27 protein-coding genes are annotated in these 18,152 nt (G+C 67.1%); all 27 read left to right on the top strand.

The window, feature by feature from the left end:
• Positions 1-2: 2 nt before the first annotated feature.
• The 27 genes from QFZ74_RS18655 to QFZ74_RS18785 all read left to right on the top strand — a co-directional run bounded on the left by QFZ74_RS18655 (position 3) and on the right by QFZ74_RS18785 (position 18,064).
• The gene (locus QFZ74_RS18655; RefSeq protein WP_307621947.1) at positions 3-1,766 is read left to right on the top strand and encodes a hypothetical protein; all 1,764 of its coding nucleotides are present in this window, start codon (positions 3-5) and stop codon (positions 1,764-1,766) included.
• Positions 1,763-3,307: an oligosaccharide flippase family protein gene (locus tag QFZ74_RS18660; RefSeq protein WP_307621948.1), complete on the top strand. Its 1,545-nt coding sequence runs from the start codon at positions 1,763-1,765 to the stop codon at positions 3,305-3,307. The genes QFZ74_RS18655 and QFZ74_RS18660 overlap by 4 nt, the downstream gene beginning before the upstream one ends.
• 123 nt (positions 3,308-3,430) lie before the next feature.
• Positions 3,431-5,032 carry a fibronectin type III domain-containing protein gene (locus QFZ74_RS18665; RefSeq protein WP_307621949.1) on the top strand — a complete coding sequence of 534 codons (1,602 nt, stop codon included), beginning with the start codon at positions 3,431-3,433 and terminating at the stop codon, positions 5,030-5,032.
• Positions 5,029-5,487 carry an adenylyltransferase/cytidyltransferase family protein gene (locus tag QFZ74_RS18670; protein ID WP_307621950.1) on the top strand — a complete coding sequence of 153 codons (459 nt, stop codon included), beginning with the start codon at positions 5,029-5,031 and terminating at the stop codon, positions 5,485-5,487. Before QFZ74_RS18665 ends, QFZ74_RS18670 begins: the two co-directional genes overlap by 4 nt.
• Positions 5,488-6,084: 597 nt before the next feature.
• Positions 6,085-6,393, top strand: a complete 309-nt coding sequence (rpsJ, locus tag QFZ74_RS18675; RefSeq protein ID WP_003948644.1) for a 30S ribosomal protein S10 — start codon at positions 6,085-6,087, stop codon at positions 6,391-6,393.
• Positions 6,394-6,410: 17 nt separating this feature from the next.
• On the top strand, positions 6,411-7,055 hold the full coding sequence (gene rplC, locus QFZ74_RS18680) for a 50S ribosomal protein L3 (RefSeq protein WP_020135811.1): 645 nt from the start codon (positions 6,411-6,413) through the stop codon (positions 7,053-7,055).
• Positions 7,056-7,063: 8 nt separating this feature from the next.
• The gene (gene rplD, locus QFZ74_RS18685; RefSeq protein ID WP_307621951.1) at positions 7,064-7,717 is read left to right on the top strand and encodes a 50S ribosomal protein L4; all 654 of its coding nucleotides are present in this window, start codon (positions 7,064-7,066) and stop codon (positions 7,715-7,717) included.
• A complete protein-coding gene (rplW, locus tag QFZ74_RS18690; RefSeq protein ID WP_307621952.1) occupies positions 7,717-8,136 on the top strand; it encodes a 50S ribosomal protein L23 in 420 nt (139 codons plus the stop codon). The genes rplD and rplW overlap by 1 nt, the downstream gene beginning before the upstream one ends.
• 40 nt (positions 8,137-8,176) lie before the next feature.
• A complete protein-coding gene (rplB, locus tag QFZ74_RS18695; RefSeq protein ID WP_031167077.1) occupies positions 8,177-9,013 on the top strand; it encodes a 50S ribosomal protein L2 in 837 nt (278 codons plus the stop codon).
• 12 nt (positions 9,014-9,025) lie between these two features.
• The gene (gene rpsS, locus QFZ74_RS18700; protein ID WP_003948639.1) at positions 9,026-9,307 is read left to right on the top strand and encodes a 30S ribosomal protein S19; all 282 of its coding nucleotides are present in this window, start codon (positions 9,026-9,028) and stop codon (positions 9,305-9,307) included.
• Between the two features lie 42 nt (positions 9,308-9,349).
• The gene (gene rplV, locus QFZ74_RS18705; RefSeq protein ID WP_019329637.1) at positions 9,350-9,697 is read left to right on the top strand and encodes a 50S ribosomal protein L22; all 348 of its coding nucleotides are present in this window, start codon (positions 9,350-9,352) and stop codon (positions 9,695-9,697) included.
• Positions 9,697-10,524 (top strand): 30S ribosomal protein S3, encoded by an 828-nt coding sequence (rpsC, locus tag QFZ74_RS18710; RefSeq protein ID WP_307621953.1) that lies wholly within the window; start codon positions 9,697-9,699, stop codon positions 10,522-10,524. The genes rplV and rpsC overlap by 1 nt, the downstream gene beginning before the upstream one ends.
• A gap of 5 nt (positions 10,525-10,529) precedes the next feature.
• Positions 10,530-10,949: a 50S ribosomal protein L16 gene (gene rplP / locus QFZ74_RS18715; RefSeq protein WP_030811678.1), complete on the top strand. Its 420-nt coding sequence runs from the start codon at positions 10,530-10,532 to the stop codon at positions 10,947-10,949.
• The gene (gene rpmC / locus QFZ74_RS18720; protein ID WP_007494763.1) at positions 10,949-11,173 is read left to right on the top strand and encodes a 50S ribosomal protein L29; all 225 of its coding nucleotides are present in this window, start codon (positions 10,949-10,951) and stop codon (positions 11,171-11,173) included. The genes rplP and rpmC overlap by 1 nt, the downstream gene beginning before the upstream one ends.
• On the top strand, positions 11,173-11,454 hold the full coding sequence (rpsQ, locus tag QFZ74_RS18725) for a 30S ribosomal protein S17 (RefSeq protein WP_307621954.1): 282 nt from the start codon (positions 11,173-11,175) through the stop codon (positions 11,452-11,454). Before rpmC ends, rpsQ begins: the two co-directional genes overlap by 1 nt.
• A gap of 106 nt (positions 11,455-11,560) precedes the next feature.
• The gene (gene rplN / locus QFZ74_RS18730) at positions 11,561-11,929 is read left to right on the top strand and encodes a 50S ribosomal protein L14 (protein WP_003956455.1); all 369 of its coding nucleotides are present in this window, start codon (positions 11,561-11,563) and stop codon (positions 11,927-11,929) included.
• A gap of 2 nt (positions 11,930-11,931) precedes the next feature.
• The gene (rplX, locus tag QFZ74_RS18735; protein ID WP_058923760.1) at positions 11,932-12,255 is read left to right on the top strand and encodes a 50S ribosomal protein L24; all 324 of its coding nucleotides are present in this window, start codon (positions 11,932-11,934) and stop codon (positions 12,253-12,255) included.
• Complete coding sequence (rplE, locus tag QFZ74_RS18740) at positions 12,255-12,812, top strand: 50S ribosomal protein L5 (RefSeq protein ID WP_016434630.1); 558 nt, start codon at positions 12,255-12,257, stop codon at positions 12,810-12,812. Before rplX ends, rplE begins: the two co-directional genes overlap by 1 nt.
• A gap of 5 nt (positions 12,813-12,817) precedes the next feature.
• Positions 12,818-13,003: a type Z 30S ribosomal protein S14 gene (locus tag QFZ74_RS18745; RefSeq protein ID WP_003948630.1), complete on the top strand. Its 186-nt coding sequence runs from the start codon at positions 12,818-12,820 to the stop codon at positions 13,001-13,003.
• A gap of 211 nt (positions 13,004-13,214) precedes the next feature.
• Positions 13,215-13,613: a 30S ribosomal protein S8 gene (gene rpsH, locus QFZ74_RS18750; RefSeq protein WP_026248232.1), complete on the top strand. Its 399-nt coding sequence runs from the start codon at positions 13,215-13,217 to the stop codon at positions 13,611-13,613.
• 24 nt (positions 13,614-13,637) lie between these two features.
• A complete protein-coding gene (gene rplF, locus QFZ74_RS18755; protein ID WP_307621955.1) occupies positions 13,638-14,177 on the top strand; it encodes a 50S ribosomal protein L6 in 540 nt (179 codons plus the stop codon).
• A gap of 3 nt (positions 14,178-14,180) precedes the next feature.
• Positions 14,181-14,564 (top strand): 50S ribosomal protein L18, encoded by a 384-nt coding sequence (rplR, locus tag QFZ74_RS18760; protein WP_053661883.1) that lies wholly within the window; start codon positions 14,181-14,183, stop codon positions 14,562-14,564.
• 41 nt (positions 14,565-14,605) lie between these two features.
• Positions 14,606-15,211 carry a 30S ribosomal protein S5 gene (rpsE, locus tag QFZ74_RS18765; RefSeq protein WP_009190144.1) on the top strand — a complete coding sequence of 202 codons (606 nt, stop codon included), beginning with the start codon at positions 14,606-14,608 and terminating at the stop codon, positions 15,209-15,211.
• Complete coding sequence (gene rpmD, locus QFZ74_RS18770) at positions 15,211-15,393, top strand: 50S ribosomal protein L30 (RefSeq protein WP_003974250.1); 183 nt, start codon at positions 15,211-15,213, stop codon at positions 15,391-15,393. The genes rpsE and rpmD overlap by 1 nt, the downstream gene beginning before the upstream one ends.
• A gap of 2 nt (positions 15,394-15,395) precedes the next feature.
• Entirely contained in the window at positions 15,396-15,851 is a 456-nt protein-coding gene (gene rplO / locus QFZ74_RS18775) for a 50S ribosomal protein L15 (protein WP_307621956.1), read from the top strand.
• A gap of 234 nt (positions 15,852-16,085) precedes the next feature.
• On the top strand, positions 16,086-17,399 hold the full coding sequence (secY, locus tag QFZ74_RS18780; protein ID WP_307621957.1) for a preprotein translocase subunit SecY: 1,314 nt from the start codon (positions 16,086-16,088) through the stop codon (positions 17,397-17,399).
• Positions 17,399-18,064 (top strand): adenylate kinase, encoded by a 666-nt coding sequence (locus QFZ74_RS18785; RefSeq protein ID WP_307621958.1) that lies wholly within the window; start codon positions 17,399-17,401, stop codon positions 18,062-18,064. Before secY ends, QFZ74_RS18785 begins: the two co-directional genes overlap by 1 nt.
• Positions 18,065-18,152 lie beyond the last annotated feature (88 nt).

Consider the following 18,152-nt stretch of genomic DNA (forward strand, 5'->3'; position numbering starts at 1 on the left):
CCGTGACCAGCCCCGCAAGCCTTGATGAGCGGTACGAGCGGTACGACGCGCCGGACCAGCTCCGCGACCAGGTGCGCCGACTGTTCAGGTACCGCGCGATCCTCGCGCTCGGCATCGGCCTGGGGCTGCTCGCCGGCCTGCTGCTGGTGCTGTTCCGCGCGAACAGTTACGCCGCCACCTGCGATGTGCTCGTCCGCACGAAGGCGGACCCCTCGTTCGGCACGTCCGGTGACAACCAGGTGGCCATGGGCACGGAGCGGCGCATCGCGCTCAGCCCCGCCGTCGCGGCCCGTGCGGCCAAGGAGCTGCACGAGCCGTCGTCCCGGGCCGAGAGACTGCTGGACGGCCTGACCGTCACGAACCCGCCGAACACGCAGGTGCTCCGGTTCGAGTACACGGCGAGCAGCGCGAAGCGGGCGGCCCGGGTGAGCAACGTGTTCGCGCAGGCCTACCTCACCGATCGCCAGGACAGGACCAGGGCCCTGGTGGCGCGGACGGTGAGCGGACTGGATCAGCAGATCGCGGGCCTGAATCAGCGGATCGCCGCGGCGGACGCGACGGACGAGAAGAGCGACAAGGAGAAGGCCGACGACAAGGCCTCCACCGACAAGTCCGCCGAGGACAAGGCCGCGACCGCGAGCCTGCAGGGCCAGGTCGAGGCGCTGAACAAGCGGATCTCGGAGATCAGGTCCTTCGACACCAGCGGCGACCTGGTCGTGCGCCGGGCCGAGCCGCCCGCGCACTCATCGGGACCGGGCCCCGTCTGGCTGTTCGGCCTCGGGCTGCTGAGCGGGCTCCTCGTGGGCATCGTGGTCGCCTGGCTGCGGTCCGTACTCGAACCGCGTGTCTGCTCGGTCGGCGAGGTCCAAGAGGCACTGGGCGCACCGGTGTTGGGCCTGCTCCCAGACGCAGGCCCGGGCAAGGGCACCGGCGAGGACGGCGACCTGCTGGAGGTCGGCCGGATCGCCGGCTCCCGCGCCGAGGCGTACCGGGCCCTCGCCTACCGGCTGCGCCAGGACGAGGACCGTACGGCCCACGGCGCATTCCTGGTCGTGGCGCCGAAGCAGGACAAGGAGGCCGCGGCCACCGCGGTGAACCTCGCCGCCGCGTTCGCCGAGGCCGGCGACGACGTGCTGCTGCTGGACGCCACCGGGAGCGTGCCCGGCCTCGCGGCGCGACTGCCGCTGGCCACCGGGGACGCCACCGGGGACGCCACCGGGGACGCCACTGAGGATGTCGCCGCCGACTCCGCCCCGGCCGCCGTCCCCGAGGGCCGGGTCGTCGTCGACGCGGGTACGGCAGGGCGGTTCCTGCTCTTCCCCGACCGGCGCGAAGGCGGCGCCATCATCGCCGGCAACGACGATGACGCGACAGCATCCGTGACGCGCGCCCTGCCGAGCGGCGATGGTGGGATCTCGGCGTTCGTCATCGCACCGCCGCTCCTCGACCGCCCCGACGGTCTCGCCGTCGCCCCCCGCGTCGACGGTGTGCTCGTGGTGGGCGCACTGGAGCGCACGCGGCGGGACGACCTCAAGCGGCTGCGGGAACTGATCGGTTGCTCGGGCGGACGCATCGTGGGCGCCGTGCTCGAGACCGGCGCACGGCAGGGCCTGTTCGACCGGACCTGGGGCAACGGCCGTGCGCCCCGGCTGGAGATCTCGGACCCGGTCACGAAACCCGCTGAGACGGCGTCGGCACCCGAGCCGCAGGCAGAGGCGCTGTCGCAGCAGGGTTCGCAGGACGACTCCCTCACCGCCTCCCGATGACCACCACCTCCCAAGCCGTGCCCGCCCCTGCGGCGGCGCCCGTCCCGAGCGGGGTCGCAGCCACCGCGCGGGGCGGATGGTGGGGTTTCCTGGGGTCCGCGATCAACGCCGTCTTCGGCTACCTCCTCGTCACCCTGGTCACCCGCGCCCTGGGGGCGCACGGGTCGGGCGCGGTGTTCACCGGCGTCGCCGCCTTCACCATCCTCAGCAACACCTGCAAGCTCGGCGCCGACACCGGGCTGGTGCGCTTCGTCTCCCGTGACATGGCCACCGACGGCGGCCATCGCGTGGGCGCGCTGCTGCGCAGCGCCGTCGTGCCGGGAACCGCGGCGAGCACCGCGGCCGCCGCCCTGCTGTTCCTGTCCCCGTCGACCGCGACCTCCCTGCTGCCGACGCTCGCACCGGACGAGGCCGTCACCCTGGTCCGGCTCTTCGCCCTGTTCCTCCCCGTTGCCACGGTCACCCTGATCCTGCTCGGCGCCACCCAGGGGTACGGGACGGTGGTGCCGTTCGTCGGTGTCGAACAGGTCGTCAAGCCGGTCCTGCGCGTGCTCATCGCCGTACCTGTGGTGCTGCTGGCTCCCGGTGTGCTGAACCTGGCCGCCGCCTGGCTGGTCCCGTCCCTGGCCGGGGCGCTCATCGCCTGGGTCGCGCTGCGCCGGTGCCACCGCGCGAGCCGGCCGCGTACGGCGTCGCCCGACGTGGCCGCCGCGCGGCGGGGGTTCTGGGCGTTCGCCGCGCCCCGGGCCATCTCCGCCATCTTCGACATCAGCTCGGTCTGGGTGGGCGTGATCCTGCTGTCGTGCCTGGCCACGAGCGAGGAAGCGGGCATCTACACCGCTGTCAGCCGGGTCATCGTCGCGGCGACGCTGTTCCAGCTCGCCGTCCGGCTCGCCTTCGCCCCGGAGATCAGCCGTCTGCTGGCCGTGGACGACATCCCGCAGGCCTGCCATCTGCACCGCATCTCGACGCGCTGGATCGTGCTGTTCTCCTGGCCTCTGTTCGTGCTCCTCGGGAGTTTCCCGGGCACGGTGCTGTCCCTCTTCGGGCCGGAGTTCGTCCAGGGATCGAACGCGCTGGTCCTGCTCTGTGTCGCCTCCGCGATCAACGTCGGTGTCGGCAACGCCCAGACCGTGCTGCTCATGGCCGGCAAGAGCTCCTGGCATCTGGGGGCCACCGCCGCCGCGTTCGCGGTGCAGCTGGGCGTCGGCATCGTCGCCGTACCCCGGATCGGCGTCATGGGGGCGGCCCTTTCCTGGGGCGCGGCCATCGTCGTGGAAAACCTCATGGCGGCCGTTCTGGTACGGCGTCATCCGGGATTCACGACCGTGGACCGCGGATATCTCGCCGCGACGGGTGTGGGTTTGTTTCTCACCGCGGTTCTGATTATCCCGGCCAGAATTCTGGCGGGCGACACCGCTATCGGACTCGCCGCCGGAATTGTCTTGGGAATCGGCGTACTGGGTATAGGTTTGAGCCGTTTTCCTGCCGTGCTGGGAGTGCGCGAACTAATTGACATCCTCCGTAAACGGACCGCGTGACACCGCTATGCGCCGCCATGGGACGTCATAGGCCGTCATGGAACCGAATTCGCCGCCATCCTCCTTTTCGCTCCATTCACTCCCCGCCATCCTTTCCACCCACCTCCCTCTCCGAGGTATCGCATGCGCCTGAGAAATCACACGACGAGGGTTGTCACCACAGCGTCCACCGCGGCCCTCCTCGCAGCCGCCTCGCTCGTCACCGCCGCCACCTCGGCCGCGAGCGGCCAGAAGACCACCGGCAAGACCCTCACCGCCGACCCGCTGTCGACCTGGCAGACGGACGGGATCGTCTGGTCGGTGGAGTACGCGCGCGGAGTCGTGTACGTCGGCGGTACCTTCGGCAGCGTCCGCCCGCCGGGCGCGCGACCGGGCGAGCGGGAGGTCGCCCGCAGAAACTTCGCCGCGTTCGACGCCTCCACCGGCGAACTGCTGCCGTGTGCGCACTCGTTCACGGGCATCGGTGACACCGTACGAGCGCTCAAGGCGTCCCCCGACGGCAAGAAGCTCTACGTCGGCGGCTCGTTCAGCAAGGTCGACGACAGCGGCGCGTACAGCGCGGCCGCGCTCAACACGTCCGACTGCTCGCTGCGCAAGGACTTCCGCCCCGGCGCCTCGGCGACCGTCCGGGCCATCGAGACCACGGGCGACACGGTCTACATGGGCGGGGACTTCACGCTCATCGACAACAAGACCAGGAACCGGATCGCGGCCTTCAAGCCGAACGGTGCACTGCGGCCGTTCAAGGCGGACCTCGATCGCGGCGTACGGGACATCCTGGCGGCGACCGATCATGGAAAGGTCCTCGTCGGCGGCGACTTCCGGCACGTCAACGGGAAGGAGGAGCGGTCGCTGATCGCCCTGGATCCCAAGACGGGCGAGCCGGTGACCTCCTTCCCGGACTGGATTCCGCCCCGTTCGGCGGTGAAGACACTGGCGCGGGACGGCGACAAATTCTATCTGGGCGCCGAAGGCACCGGAACGGGCATTTTCGACGGCCGTATCGCCGGGCGTCTGTCCGACGGCAGCATGATCTGGAAGGACACCTGCCAGGGCGCCACCCAGGCCGTTCTCGTGTACAAGGGAATCCTTTACAGCGGTTCCCACGCGCACTACTGCGGTGTCACCCCGGGTGGCTTCCCCGAGGGGCGCCGTCGGCATTTCCTGGCCCAATCGGCCGACGACATGCACATCCTGCACTGGTTCCCCGACACCGACGACGGACTCGGTGAGGGAAACGGCCCCCGCTCGCTGGTGATGGCCGACGGAATCCTGTGGGCGGGCGGCGAGTTCACCATGGTCAACGGCAAACCCCAGCAGAGCCTGACGCGCTTCGGCGCCGGCCCCGACGTCGGAGCCCCGGAGGGCGCGCCCAGGCTCACGGTCGCCGACACCCGCGACGGCCGCGTCACCCTCACCTGGCATGCCGCCTGGGACAGGGACGACGCGGAGCTGACGTACATGCTCTACCGGGACGGTGAGCTCGTGGACAAGCAGAAGCAGCGGTCGGCCGAATGGGACCGGCCGGACATGAAGTACACGGACACCGTCGCTCCAGGCTCACGGCACCGCTACACGATCTCCGTCACCGACGGCAAGAACACGGCACCCCTCTCGAAGCCGCTCGAAGTGACCGCGGTCGCCGCGAAGCGGGAGCTCGGGGATCTGGGAGAAATCCCAGCGCTGGGAGCGCTGGGAGCGCTGGGAGAACTGAGGCAGTGGTGACGGGGGAACGACTCGGCTACGCGCCGGGGGTCTTCGACCTCTTCCACGTGGGCCATCTCAACATCCTGCGCCGTGCCAGCACGCACTGCGACCGGCTCATCGCGGGCGTCTGCTCCGACGACCTGGTGGTCCGCCTGAAGGGCAGGCCACCGGTCATCCCGCTCGCCGAGCGACTGGAGATCGTCCGCAGCGTCCGCTACGTCGACGACACCTACGTGGCGACGGTGGACGACAAGATCGAGATCTGGAAGGAAGTCGGCTTCGACGTCATCTTCAAGGGCGACGACTGGCTCGGCACCGACCTGTGGAAGAACCTCGAGGGCGAGTTCTCCAAGGTCGACGTGGAGGTCGTCTTCTTCCCCTATACGACCCACACATCGAGCACGCTGCTGCGCCGTGCGCTCTCGCTGCGGACTCCCGCTCCGATTCTTCCGCAGCGCGATCTCTCCGCGTAGCGTCGTCCGACGCTCGGGGGAGCCGCGCCGTCGCCGTACCGCGTACGGCGACGGCGCGGCTCGCTTCGGGCGTGCGTTCTCCGTACGCTGCTGATCCTGCTCGGCGCCGCGCACCGCGACCCCGTAGCTGCGGGGCTCGTACCGTTGTGGGCGCTGAGGCTGGTCCTCGGTGATCCGGCCTGTGTTTGACCTACGTCACTCCCGGGGTAAGGTCTTCGGCCCGATTGGCCAGGGCCATGCCCCGTATGGCAGACTGTCCGAGTTGCTCGGTCGAGTGTTGATGCTGCACGTCTCCCGCCGGGAGGACCGGAAGCGAGTCCCACAGTACTCGTCGTCCTAACTGCCTGATGGCAGCGCTGGGGCGGACGTACGGGAATCTTCCGGGAAGTGTGGGCGCGACACCGGCCAGGCGCCCGGTGGGCCTTCCGTCCCCGGCCTGCGGTTCCGGAAGGGCCGTGTGCATTCCCCGAAGGGATGTTCCGACAAGGGACATTCATGTCAGCGGGAGCGCGACACGCCCGACCGCGTGGGTCGGACAGAAGGCACAGGGAAACCACCGGGTTCCAGAGCGTTGAGAGACAGGACTACTGAGTAGCCATGGCGGGACAGAAGATCCGCATCCGGCTCAAGGCCTACGACCACGAGGTCATCGACTCTTCGGCGAAGAAGATCGTCGAGACGGTGACTCGCACTGGTGCGTCGGTCGCGGGCCCGGTGCCGCTGCCCACTGAGAAGAACGTGTACTGCGTCATCAAGTCGCCGCACAAGTACAAGGACTCGCGCGAGCACTTCGAGATGCGCACGCACAAGCGCCTGATCGACATCCTCGACCCGACTCCCAAGACCGTTGACTCTCTGATGCGACTCGACCTCCCGGCCGGTGTCGACATCGAGATCAAGCTCTAAGGGTCGGTGATCTGAGAATGGCTAAGCAGATCAAGGGCATCCTGGGCGAGAAGCTCGGCATGACGCAGGTGTGGGACGAGAACAACCGTGTTGTTCCGGTCACCGTCGTCAAGGCCGGCCCGAACGTCGTGACCCAGGTTCGTACGAACGACGTCGACGGCTACGAGTCCGTCCAGATCGCGTTCGGCGAGATCGACCCGCGCAAGGTGAACAAGCCCCTCAAGGGCCACTTCGCGAAGGCCGACGTCACCCCCCGTCGCCACCTCGTCGAGATCCGTACCGCTGACGCCAGCGAGTACACCCTCGGCCAGGAGATCACCGCTGAGGTGTTCGAGGCCGGCATCAAGGTCGACGTGACCGGCAAGAGCAAGGGCAAGGGCTTCGCCGGTGTCATGAAGCGTCACAACTTCAAGGGCCTCGGCGCCGGACACGGCACCCAGCGCAAGCACCGCTCCCCCGGTTCCATCGGTGGCTGCGCCACCCCGGGCCGTGTGTTCAAGGGCCTCCGCATGGCGGGTCGCATGGGCAACGAGCGGGTCACCACCCAGAACCTGACCGTCCACGCCGTTGACGCGGAGAAGGGTCTGCTGCTCATCAAGGGCGCGGTTCCCGGTCCGAACGGCGGCCTCGTCCTGGTCCGCACCGCGGCCAAGGGGGCCTGAGGTAACCGATGAGCACTGTTGACATCCTTTCGCCGGCTGGCGACAAGGCCGGTACCGTCGAGCTCCCCGCGGAGATCTTCGACGCCAAGGTCAGCGTTCCGCTGATCCACCAGGTCGTCGTCGCGCAGCTGGCCGCTGCCCGCCAGGGCACCCACAAGACGAAGACGCGTGGCGAGGTCCGCGGCGGTGGCAAGAAGCCGTACCGCCAGAAGGGCACCGGTCGCGCCCGCCAGGGTTCGACCCGCGCGCCGCAGTTCGCCGGTGGTGGCGTCGTCCACGGCCCGCAGCCGCGTGACTACTCGCAGCGCACCCCGAAGAAGATGAAGGCCGCCGCCCTGCGCGGTGCCCTCACCGACCGGGCGCGTCACAACCGCATCCACGTCGTCGCCGGCGTGGTCGAGGGTGCGAACCCGTCCACCAAGGCCGCCAAGAGCCTGTTCGGCAAGATCTCGGAGCGCAAGAACCTGCTCCTGGTCGTCGACCGCTCCGACGAGGCCGCGTGGCTGTCCGCCCGCAACCTGCCCCAGGTCCACATCCTGGAGCCGGGCCAGCTGAACACGTACGACGTTCTCGTCTCGGACGACGTGGTCTTCACCCAGGCCGCCTTCGAGTCCTTCGTGTCCGGCCCGAAGGCCACCGACACCGAAGGGAGCGAGGCCTGATGGCTACGCGTCACCCGAGCATTGCCTCCAAGGCTGCGAAGGCCGCCAAGGCCGCGCGCGTCGCCAAGGCGCGTCGCCACGCCACCGAGGGCAAGAACACCGTCGAGACTCCGCTGAGCAAGTCGTACACGGACCCCCGTGACGTCCTGCTGAAGCCGGTCGTCTCGGAGAAGAGCTACGCGCTCCTCGACGAGAACAAGTACACGTTCATCGTCGACCCGAACGCCAACAAGACCCAGATCAAGCAGGCCGTCCAGGCGGTCTTCTCGGTCCAGGTCACCGGGGTCAACACGATCAACCGCCAGGGCAAGCGCAAGCGCACGAAGACCGGCTTCGGTCAGCGTGCCGCCACCAAGCGCGCGATCGTGACCCTCGCTGAGGGCGACCGTATCGACATCTTCGGCGGTCCGACCGCCTAAGGGCGGTCCGGATCGTCCGATATCGGACGAGGACTGAGAAATGGGAATCCGCAAGTACAAGCCGACTACGCCGGGCCGTCGTGGCGCCAGCGTCGCCGACTTCGTCGAGGTCACGCGGTCCACGCCGGAGAAGTCGCTGGTCCGCCCGCTGCACAGCAAGGGCGGCCGTAACAACGCCGGTCGTGTGACCGTTCGCCACCAGGGTGGCGGACACAAGCGCGCCTACCGCGTGATCGACTTCCGTCGTCACGACAAGGACGGCGTGCCGGCGAAGGTCGCGCACATCGAGTACGACCCCAACCGCACCGCGCGCATCGCGCTGCTGCACTACGCCGACGGCGAGAAGCGCTACATCCTCGCCCCGCGCAACCTGCAGCAGGGTGACCGCGTCGAGAACGGTCCCGGGGCCGACATCAAGCCGGGCAACAACCTGGCCCTCCGCAACATCCCGGTCGGTACCACGATCCACGCGATCGAGCTCCGTCCCGGTGGCGGTGCCAAGTTCGCCCGTTCCGCCGGTGCCTCCGTGCAGCTGCTCGCGAAGGAGGGCTCGATGGCCCACCTGCGCATGCCGTCCGGCGAGATCCGCCTGGTCGACGTCCGCTGCCGCGCCACCATCGGTGAGGTCGGCAACGCCGAGCAGAGCAACATCAACTGGGGTAAGGCCGGCCGTAAGCGGTGGCTGGGCGTTCGCCCGACCGTCCGTGGTGTCGTCATGAACCCGGTTGACCACCCGCACGGTGGTGGTGAGGGCCGGACCTCCGGTGGTCGCCACCCTGTGTCCCCGTGGGGCAAGAAGGAAGGCCGTACTCGTTCGCCCAAGAAGGCGTCGAACAAGTACATCGTCCGCCGCCGCAAGACGAACAAGAAGCGCTAAGGACGGGTTGAGATGCCTCGTAGCTTGAAGAAGGGACCCTTCGTCGACGACCACCTGATCAAGAAGGTGGACGTACAGAACGAAGCCGGTACCAAGAACGTCATCAAGACCTGGTCCCGTCGCTCGATGATCGTCCCGGCGATGCTCGGACACACGATCGCGGTGCACAACGGCAAGACCCACATCCCGGTGTTCGTCACCGAGTCGATGGTCGGCCACAAGCTCGGCGAGTTCTCGCCGACCCGCACCTTCCGGGGTCACGTCAAGGACGACCGGAAGTCGAAGCGCCGCTAAGGCGGGGTGGAATCGACCATGACAAACACCGAAGGGACAACCATGGAAGCCAGGGCCCAGGCGCGGTACATCCGCGTCACGCCCATGAAGGCCCGCCGCGTGGTGGACCTCATCCGTGGCATGGACGCCACGGAGGCTCAGGCGGTCCTGCGTTTCGCCCCGCAGGCCGCGAGCGTGCCGGTCGGCAAGGTGCTTGACAGCGCCATCGCCAACGCCGCGCACAACTACGACCACACCGACGCCGACAGCCTCTACATCTCCGAGGCGTACGTCGACGAGGGCCCGACCCTGAAGCGGTTCCGGCCGCGTGCCCAGGGCCGCGCCTACCGGATCCGCAAGCGGACCAGCCACATCACCGTGGTCGTCAGCAGCAAGGAAGGAACCCGGTAATGGGCCAGAAGGTAAACCCGCACGGGTTCCGGCTCGGCATCACCACCGACTTCAAGTCGCGTTGGTACGCCGACAAGCTGTACAAGGACTACGTCAAGGAAGACGTCGCCATCCGTCGGATGATGACGTCCGGCATGGAGCGCGCCGGCATCTCGAAGGTCGAGATCGAGCGCACCCGTGACCGCGTGCGGGTGGACATCCACACCGCTCGTCCCGGCATCGTCATCGGCCGCCGTGGCGCCGAGGCCGACCGCATCCGCGGCGACCTCGAGAAGCTCACGGGCAAGCAGGTCCAGCTGAACATCCTCGAGGTCAAGAACCCCGAGACCGACGCTCAGCTGGTTGCCCAGGCCGTTGCCGAGCAGCTGTCCTCCCGCGTCTCCTTCCGCCGCGCCATGCGTAAGAGCATGCAGTCGGCCATGAAGGCGGGCGCCAAGGGCATCAAGATCCAGTGCGGTGGCCGCCTCGGCGGCGCCGAGATGTCCCGCTCGGAGTTCTACCGCGAGGGCCGTGTGCCCCTGCACACGCTCCGCGCGAACGTCGACTACGGCTTCTTCGAGGCCAAGACGACCTTCGGCCGCATCGGTGTGAAGGTCTGGATCTACAAGGGCGACGTCAAGAACATCGCCGAGGTCCGCGCCGAGAACGCTGCTGCCCGTGCCGGCAACCGCCCGGCCCGTGGTGGCGCTGACCGCCCGGCCCGTGGTGGCCGCGGTGGCGAGCGTGGCGGTCGCGGTCGTAAGCCGCAGCAGGCGCAGGCTGCCGAGGCCCCCAAGGCCGAGGCCGCTGCCGCCGCTCCGGCCGAGAGCACCGGAACGGAGGCCTGACCGAAATGCTGATCCCCCGTAGGGTCAAGCACCGCAAGCAGCACCACCCGAAGCGCAGTGGTATGGCCAAGGGTGGAACGCAGGTTGCGTTCGGCGAGTACGGCATCCAGGCGCTGACCCCGGCCTACGTCACGAACCGCCAGATCGAGGCGGCTCGTATCGCGATGACCCGCCACATCAAGCGTGGCGGCAAGGTCTGGATCAACATCTACCCGGACCGTCCCCTCACCAAGAAGCCTGCCGAGACCCGCATGGGTTCCGGTAAGGGTTCGCCGGAGTGGTGGATCGCCAACGTCAAGCCCGGACGCGTCATGTTCGAGCTGTCGTACCCCAACGAGAAGATTGCGCGTGAGGCCCTCACTCGTGCGGCTCACAAGCTGCCGATGAAGTGCCGGATCGTCAAGCGCGAGGCAGGTGAAGCGTGATGTCGGCCGGTACCAAGGCGTCCGAGCTGCGCGAGCTGGGCAACGAGGAGCTTCTTGCGAAGCTCCGCGAGGCCAAGGAAGAGCTGTTCAATCTCCGCTTCCAGGCGGCGACGGGCCAGCTCGAGAACCACGGCCGTCTGAAGGCGGTCCGCAAGGACATCGCGCGGATCTACACCCTGATGCGCGAGCGTGAGCTGGGCATCGAAACGGTGGAGAACGCCTGATGAGCGAGAAGAACGTGACTGAGCAGACCGAGCGCAACGCACGGAAGACCCGTGAGGGTCTTGTCGTCAGCGACAAGATGGACAAGACCGTCGTCGTCGCCGTCGAGGACCGCGTGAAGCACCCGCTGTACGGCAAGGTCATCCGCCGTACGAACAAGCTCAAGGCGCACGACGAGCAGAACGCTGCCGGCGTCGGCGACCGCGTCCTCCTGATGGAGACCCGGAAGCTGTCCGCCAGCAAGCACTGGCGCATCGTCGAGATCCTCGAGAAGGCCAAGTAATTCCTGCGGAGAAAACCCGCAGGTCAGTTCCGCCAGGCTCGGCAGGGGCCCCACCTCGTAAAGAGGAAGCCCCTGCCGGGAACCGGCAGACAAACAGGAGATAGACGTGATCCAGCAGGAGTCGCGACTGCGTGTCGCCGACAACACTGGTGCGAAGGAGATCCTTTGCATCCGTGTGCTCGGTGGCTCCGGTCGCCGCTACGCGGGCATCGGTGACGTCATCGTCGCCACCGTCAAGGACGCGATCCCCGGTGGCAACGTGAAGAAGGGTGACGTCGTCAAGGCGGTCATCGTTCGCACCGTCAAGGAGCGTCGCCGTCAGGACGGCTCGTACATCCGCTTCGACGAGAACGCCGCCGTCATTCTGAAGAACGACGGCGACCCTCGCGGCACCCGTATCTTCGGCCCCGTCGGCCGTGAGCTGCGCGAGAAGAAGTTCATGAAGATCATCTCGCTCGCGCCGGAGGTGCTGTAAGCATGAAGATCAAGAAGGGCGACCTGGTCCAGGTCATCACCGGTAAGGACAAGGGCAAGCAGGGCAAGGTCATTGCCGCTTTCCCGCGCGAGGAGCGCGTCCTGGTCGAGGGTGTCAACCGGGTCAAGAAGCACACCAAGGCCGGTCCGACCGCCAGCGGTTCGCAGGCCGGCGGCATCGTCACGACCGAGGCGCCGATCCACGTCTCCAACGTCCAGCTGGTCGTTGAGAAGGACGGCAACAAGGTCGTCACGCGTGTCGGCTACCGCTTCGACGACGAAGGCAACAAGATCCGCGTTGCCAAGCGGACGGGTGAGGACATCTGATGGCTACCACCACCACTCCGCGTCTGAAGCAGAAGTACCGCGAGGAGATCGCGGGCAAGCTGCGTGACGAGTTCAAGTACGAGAACGTCATGCAGATTCCCGGCCTCGTCAAGATCGTGGTCAACATGGGTGTGGGCGACGCCGCCCGCGACTCCAAGCTGATCGAGGGCGCCATCCGCGACCTCACCACGATCACCGGTCAGAAGCCGGCCGTCACCAAGGCCCGCAAGTCCATCGCGCAGTTCAAGCTGCGCGAGGGTCAGCCGATCGGTGCTCACGTCACGCTCCGTGGCGACCGCATGTGGGAGTTCCTGGACCGCACCCTGTCGCTCGCGCTCCCGCGCATCCGCGACTTCCGCGGCCTGTCCCCCAAGCAGTTCGACGGCCGTGGCAACTACACCTTCGGTCTCACGGAGCAGGTCATGTTCCACGAGATCGACCAGGACAAGATCGACCGCGTCCGGGGTATGGACATCACCGTGGTCACCACGGCGACCAACGACGCTGAGGGCCGCGCGCTCCTTCGTCACCTCGGCTTCCCGTTCAAGGAGGCGTGAGCGAGATGGCGAAGAAGGCTCTGATCGCTAAGGCTGCTCGCAAGCCCAAGTTCGGTGTGCGTGGCTACACCCGCTGCCAGCGTTGTGGCCGCCCGCACTCCGTGTACCGCAAGTTCGGCCTGTGCCGCGTGTGCCTTCGTGAGATGGCTCACCGTGGCGAGCTGCCGGGCGTGACCAAGAGCTCCTGGTAATCCCCCTCATCAGGGATTCCGGAAGCTCTCGGTAAGCATCTGGGTCGACAGGGCCCATCCCCCCATGCCTTAGGCTTGTGGGGTTGGGCGCCTGTCGCGCCCGTACGACTTACTACGCCGTAGGTCCACCGCACCGCACCCGCCTCGTCTCGGATCGAGGAGAGGGATGGCGCACCAGGAAACCCCGGCGAGAGAGGCCGAAGGCCAATTCATGACCATGACTGATCCGATCGCAGACATGCTTACGCGTCTGCGTAACGCGAACTCGGCATACCACGACTCCGTGACGATGCCGGCGTCGAAGATCAAGTCGCACATCGCGGAGATCCTCCAGCAGGAGGGCTTCATCACGGGCTGGAAGACCGAGGACGCCGAGGTCGGCAAGAACCTCGTTCTCGAGCTGAAGTTCGGCCCGAACCGTGAGCGCTCCATCGCGGGCATCAAGCGGATCTCCAAGCCCGGTCTCCGGGTTTACGCGAAGTCCACCAACCTGCCCAAGGTTCTGGGTGGCCTCGGCGTGGCGATCATCTCCACGTCCCACGGGCTCCTCACCGACAAGCAGGCCGGCAAGAAGGGCGTAGGCGGAGAAGTTCTCGCCTACGTCTGGTAACGGAAGGGAACGGAGGAAACAGCTATGTCGCGTATTGGCAAGCTCCCCATCACGGTTCCCGCCGGCGTGGACGTCACCATCGACGGCCGTACGGTCTCGGTCAAGGGCCCCAAGGGCTCGCTGACCCACACCGTCGTCGCGCCGATCGACATCGTCAAGGATGAGGACGGCGTTCTGAACGTCACTCGTCCGAACGACGAGCGTCAGAACAAGGCCCTCCACGGCCTGTCCCGCACGCTGGTGGCGAACATGATCACCGGCGTGACCCAGGGTTACGTGAAGAAGCTCGAGATCAGCGGTGTCGGTTACCGCGTCACGGCCAAGGGCTCGAACCTCGAGTTCGCGCTCGGCTACAGCCACCCGATCGTCGTCGAGGCGCCCGAGGGCATCACCTTCAAGGTGGAGACCCCGACCCGCTTCCAGGTCGAGGGCATCGACAAGCAGAAGGTCGGCGAGGTTGCGGCCAACATCCGCAAGCTGCGCAAGCCCGACCCGTACAAGGCCAAGGGCGTCAAGTACGAGGGCGAAGTCATCCGCCGCAAGGTCGGAAAGGCGGGTAAGTAAGCCATGGCATACGGGCAGAAGATCCTCAAGGGCGACGCTTACAAGCGCGCCGCGATCAAGCGCCGCCACATCCGGATTCGCAAGAACCTTTCCGGTACGGCGGAGCGTCCGCGTCTGGTCGTGACCCGCTCCAACCGCCACATCGTGGCGCAGGTGATCGACGACCTCAAGGGCCACACCCTGGCCTCCGCGTCCACCCTGGACGCGTCGGTCCGTGGCGGCGAGGGCGACAAGTCCGCGCAGGCCAAGCAGGTCGGCGCCCTGGTCGCCGAGCGTGCCAAGGCCGCCGGTGTCGAGGCTGTCGTGTTCGACCGTGGTGGCAACCAGTACGCCGGGCGCATCGCCGCCCTGGCGGACGCCGCCCGCGAAGCCGGCCTGAAGTTCTGAGCCGGTTCCGTAGCTAGCGGAAACAGAGAGAGGTAATTCCAATGGCTGGACCCCAGCGCCGCGGTGGCGGTGCCGGTGGCGGCGAGCGGCGGGACCGGAAGGGCCGTGACGGCGGCGCTGCTGCCGCCGAGAAGACCGCGTACGTTGAGCGCGTCGTCGCGATCAACCGCGTCGCCAAGGTTGTGAAGGGTGGTCGTCGCTTCAGCTTCACCGCGCTGGTCGTGGTGGGCGACGGTGACGGCACCGTGGGTGTCGGTTACGGCAAGGCCAAGGAGGTGCCGGCCGCCATCGCCAAGGGTGTTGAGGAGGCCAAGAAGCACTTCTTCAAGGTCCCCCGTATCCAGGGCACCATCCCGCACCCCATTCAGGGTGAGAAGGCTGCCGGCGTCGTGCTGCTCAAGCCCGCGTCCCCGGGTACCGGTGTTATCGCCGGTGGTCCGGTGCGCGCCGTGCTCGAGTGCGCCGGTATCCACGACGTGCTGTCGAAGTCGCTCGGCTCCGACAACGCGATCAACATCGTGCACGCGACCGTGGAGGCCCTGAAGGGCCTGCAGCGTCCCGAGGAGATCGCGGCTCGCCGTGGTCTGCCCCTCGAGGACGTCGCCCCCGCGGCTCTTCTCCGTGCGCGTGCCGGGGCTGGTGCGTAATGGCACAGCTCAAGATCACGCAGGTGAAGTCGTACATCGGCAGCAAGCAGAACCACCGCGACACCCTGCGGTCCCTTGGTCTCAAGGGCATCAACACGCAGGTCGTCAAGGAGGACCGCCCCGAGTTCCGCGGCATGGTGCACACCGTCCGCCACCTCGTGACGGTTGAGGAGGTCGACTGATCATGGCGGAGCAGAACCCGCTCAAGATCCACAACCTCCGTCCCGCCCCGGGCGCCAAGACCGCCAAGACCCGTGTGGGTCGTGGTGAGGCGTCGAAGGGTAAGACGGCCGGTCGTGGTACCAAGGGTACGAAGGCCCGTTACCAGGTTCCGGAGCGCTTCGAGGGTGGCCAGATGCCCCTCCACATGCGTCTTCCGAAGCTGAAGGGCTTCAAGAACCCGTTCAAGACCGAGTACCAGGTCGTCAACCTGGACAAGCTGGCCGCGCTCTACCCGCAGGGTGGAGAGGTCACCGTCCAGGGTCTCGTCGACAAGGGTGCCGTTCGCAAGAACAGCCTCGTCAAGGTCCTGGGCCAGGGCGAGATCTCCGTGGCGCTGCAGGTGACGGTCGACGCCGTCTCCGACTCCGCCAAGGAGAAGATCACCGCCGCCGGCGGTACGGTCACCGAGCTCGTCTGAGTTCTTCAGGCGTCTTGATGACCTGAGCGATCCCTACCGGGGATACCCCACAAAAGGGGTATCCCCGGTTGGTCGTTCCAAGGGGGGCGGTCTCGCCGGTAAGGTGGCCTGCACTGCCCACTTTCGATGGGTGCTCCCCATGGGGCACTCTGAGCGGCAGTTGTCCGTTACGTATTTGTCGAATCCTCAGACCGTCACCCTTGACGCAGTAGCGCGGGGGTCGCAGGAGGCACCGTGCTCACCGCGTTCGCCCGGGCGTTCAGGACGCCCGACCTGCGCAAGAAGCTGCTCTTCACGCTGGGCATCATCGTGGTCTACCGGCTCGGTACCCACATCCCGATCCCCGGCGTCAACTACAAGGCTGTTCAGCAGTGCGTGAACGAGGCCTCGGGCAACCAGGGTCTCTTCGGTCTCGTCAACATGTTCAGCGGCGGCGCACTGCTCCAGATCACGGTGTTCGCGCTCGGCATCATGCCGTACATCACGGCCAGCATCATTCTTCAGCTGCTGACCGTGGTCATCCCGCGTCTGGAAGCCCTCAAGAAGGAGGGCCAGTCCGGCACGGCGAAGATCACGCAGTACACCCGTTATCTGACCGTGGCACTCGCCATCCTGCAGGGCACCGGCCTCGTCGCCACCGCCCGCAGCGGCGCCCTGTTCTCGGGCTGCACGGTCGCGTCGAGCATCGTTCCCGACCAGGCGATCTTCACGACCATCACGATGGTCATCTGCATGACCGCCGGTACGGCCGTCGTCATGTGGCTGGGCGAGCTCATCACCGACCGCGGCATCGGCAACGGCATGTCGATCCTGATGTTCATCTCGATCGCCGCGACGTTCCCGTCCGCGCTGTGGGCCATCAAGAAGACGGGCACCCTGGCCGGCGGCTGGATCGAGTTCGGCACCGTCATCCTGGTCGGCCTCGTCATGGTGGCCCTGGTCGTCTTCGTCGAGCAGGCCCAGCGCCGTATCCCCGTGCAGTACGCGAAGCGCATGATCGGGCGCCGGTCCTACGGCGGCACGTCCACCTACATCCCGCTGAAGGTCAACCAGGCGGGCGTCATCCCCGTGATCTTCGCCTCGTCGCTGCTGTACATCCCGGCGCTGATCGCTCAGTTCGCCGGGGGCAACTCGGGCTGGAAGCAGTGGATCACGCAGAACCTGACCAAGGGTGATCACCCGATCTACATCACCCTGTACTTCCTTCTGATCGTCTTCTTCGCCTTCTTCTACGTCGCGATCTCCTTCAACCCCGAGGAAGTCGCGGACAACATGAAGAAGTATGGTGGCTTCATCCCGGGTATCCGGGCTGGCCGACCGACCGCCGAGTACCTCAGCTACGTACTCAACCGGATCACCTGGCCGGGTTCGCTGTATCTGGGTCTGATCGCTCTCGTGCCGACGATGGCGTTGGTTGGCTTCGGGGCAAGCCAGAACTTCCCGTTCGGTGGCACCAGCATCCTGATCATCGTGGGTGTCGGTCTCGAGACGGTGAAGCAGATCGAGAGCCAGCTCCAGCAGCGCAATTACGAAGGGTTCCTCCGCTGATGCGAATCGTCCTCGTCGGGCCTCCTGGCGCCGGTAAGGGAACGCAGGCCGTGCGTCTCGCCGAGAAGCTGGGCATCCCGCACATCTCCACGGGCGACCTGTTCCGGGCCAACATCAGCCAGCAGACGGAGCTGGGCAAGCTCGCGAAGTCCTACATGGACGCCGGCAACCTCGTCCCCGACGAGGTCACCATTGCGATGGCCAAGGACCGCATGGAGCAGCCGGACGCCGAGGGCGGCTTCCTGCTCGACGGCTTCCCGCGGAACGTCTCGCAGGCCGAGGCCCTGGACGAGCTGCTCACCACGGAGAGCATGAAGCTCGACGCGGTGCTGGACCTGGAGGTCCCCGAGGACGAGGTGGTCAAGCGCATCGCGGGCCGCCGCATCTGCCGCAAGGACTCCAGCCACGTCTTCCACGAGACGTACAGCCCGGCCAAGGTGGAGGGCGTCTGCGACGTCTGCGGCGGCGAGCTGTACCAGCGCGACGACGACTCCGAGGACACCGTCCGCAAGCGGCTCGAGGTCTACCACACGCAGACCGAGCCGATCATCGACTACTACAAGGCGCAGGGCCTGGTCGTCACGATCTCCTCCCTGGGCCCCGTGGACGAGATCACGCAGCGGGCGCTGGAAGCACTGAAGCGTGACGGGGACGACGCGAAGTAGTCCCCGGGCCGTTCGGCCGCGGCGCCCTGGGGGCACCGCGGCCGTACTGTTGTGTAGGTAAACGTGTTGACGTGAGTGACGGAGAGCG

Origin of the sequence: Streptomyces sp. V3I7, assembly GCF_030817495.1 — a bacterium.
Taxonomy (GTDB): domain Bacteria; phylum Actinomycetota; class Actinomycetes; order Streptomycetales; family Streptomycetaceae; genus Streptomyces.

Excerpts from the sequence above, each read along its gene's own strand:
- QFZ74_RS18660 (WP_307621948.1), top strand. The coding sequence starts at position 1,763 with ATGACCACCACCTCCCAAGCCGTGCCCGCCCCTGCGGCGGCGCCCGTC.
- QFZ74_RS18665 (WP_307621949.1), top strand. The coding sequence starts at position 3,431 with ATGCGCCTGAGAAATCACACGACGAGGGTTGTCACCACAGCGTCCACC.
- rpsJ (WP_003948644.1), top strand. The coding sequence starts at position 6,085 with ATGGCGGGACAGAAGATCCGCATCCGGCTCAAGGCCTACGACCACGAG.
- rplC (WP_020135811.1), top strand. The coding sequence starts at position 6,411 with ATGGCTAAGCAGATCAAGGGCATCCTGGGCGAGAAGCTCGGCATGACG.
- rplD (WP_307621951.1), top strand. The coding sequence starts at position 7,064 with ATGAGCACTGTTGACATCCTTTCGCCGGCTGGCGACAAGGCCGGTACC.
- rplW (WP_307621952.1), top strand. The coding sequence starts at position 7,717 with ATGGCTACGCGTCACCCGAGCATTGCCTCCAAGGCTGCGAAGGCCGCC.
- rplB (WP_031167077.1), top strand. The coding sequence starts at position 8,177 with ATGGGAATCCGCAAGTACAAGCCGACTACGCCGGGCCGTCGTGGCGCC.
- rpsS (WP_003948639.1), top strand. The coding sequence starts at position 9,026 with ATGCCTCGTAGCTTGAAGAAGGGACCCTTCGTCGACGACCACCTGATC.
- rplV (WP_019329637.1), top strand. The coding sequence starts at position 9,350 with ATGGAAGCCAGGGCCCAGGCGCGGTACATCCGCGTCACGCCCATGAAG.
- rpsC (WP_307621953.1), top strand. The coding sequence starts at position 9,697 with ATGGGCCAGAAGGTAAACCCGCACGGGTTCCGGCTCGGCATCACCACC.
- rplP (WP_030811678.1), top strand. The coding sequence starts at position 10,530 with ATGCTGATCCCCCGTAGGGTCAAGCACCGCAAGCAGCACCACCCGAAG.
- rpmC (WP_007494763.1), top strand. The coding sequence starts at position 10,949 with ATGTCGGCCGGTACCAAGGCGTCCGAGCTGCGCGAGCTGGGCAACGAG.
- rpsQ (WP_307621954.1), top strand. The coding sequence starts at position 11,173 with ATGAGCGAGAAGAACGTGACTGAGCAGACCGAGCGCAACGCACGGAAG.
- rplX (WP_058923760.1), top strand. The coding sequence starts at position 11,932 with ATGAAGATCAAGAAGGGCGACCTGGTCCAGGTCATCACCGGTAAGGAC.
- rplE (WP_016434630.1), top strand. The coding sequence starts at position 12,255 with ATGGCTACCACCACCACTCCGCGTCTGAAGCAGAAGTACCGCGAGGAG.
- QFZ74_RS18745 (WP_003948630.1), top strand. The coding sequence starts at position 12,818 with ATGGCGAAGAAGGCTCTGATCGCTAAGGCTGCTCGCAAGCCCAAGTTC.
- rpsH (WP_026248232.1), top strand. The coding sequence starts at position 13,215 with ATGACCATGACTGATCCGATCGCAGACATGCTTACGCGTCTGCGTAAC.
- rplF (WP_307621955.1), top strand. The coding sequence starts at position 13,638 with ATGTCGCGTATTGGCAAGCTCCCCATCACGGTTCCCGCCGGCGTGGAC.
- rplR (WP_053661883.1), top strand. The coding sequence starts at position 14,181 with ATGGCATACGGGCAGAAGATCCTCAAGGGCGACGCTTACAAGCGCGCC.
- rpsE (WP_009190144.1), top strand. The coding sequence starts at position 14,606 with ATGGCTGGACCCCAGCGCCGCGGTGGCGGTGCCGGTGGCGGCGAGCGG.
- rpmD (WP_003974250.1), top strand. The coding sequence starts at position 15,211 with ATGGCACAGCTCAAGATCACGCAGGTGAAGTCGTACATCGGCAGCAAG.
- rplO (WP_307621956.1), top strand. The coding sequence starts at position 15,396 with ATGGCGGAGCAGAACCCGCTCAAGATCCACAACCTCCGTCCCGCCCCG.
- QFZ74_RS18785 (WP_307621958.1), top strand. The coding sequence starts at position 17,399 with ATGCGAATCGTCCTCGTCGGGCCTCCTGGCGCCGGTAAGGGAACGCAG.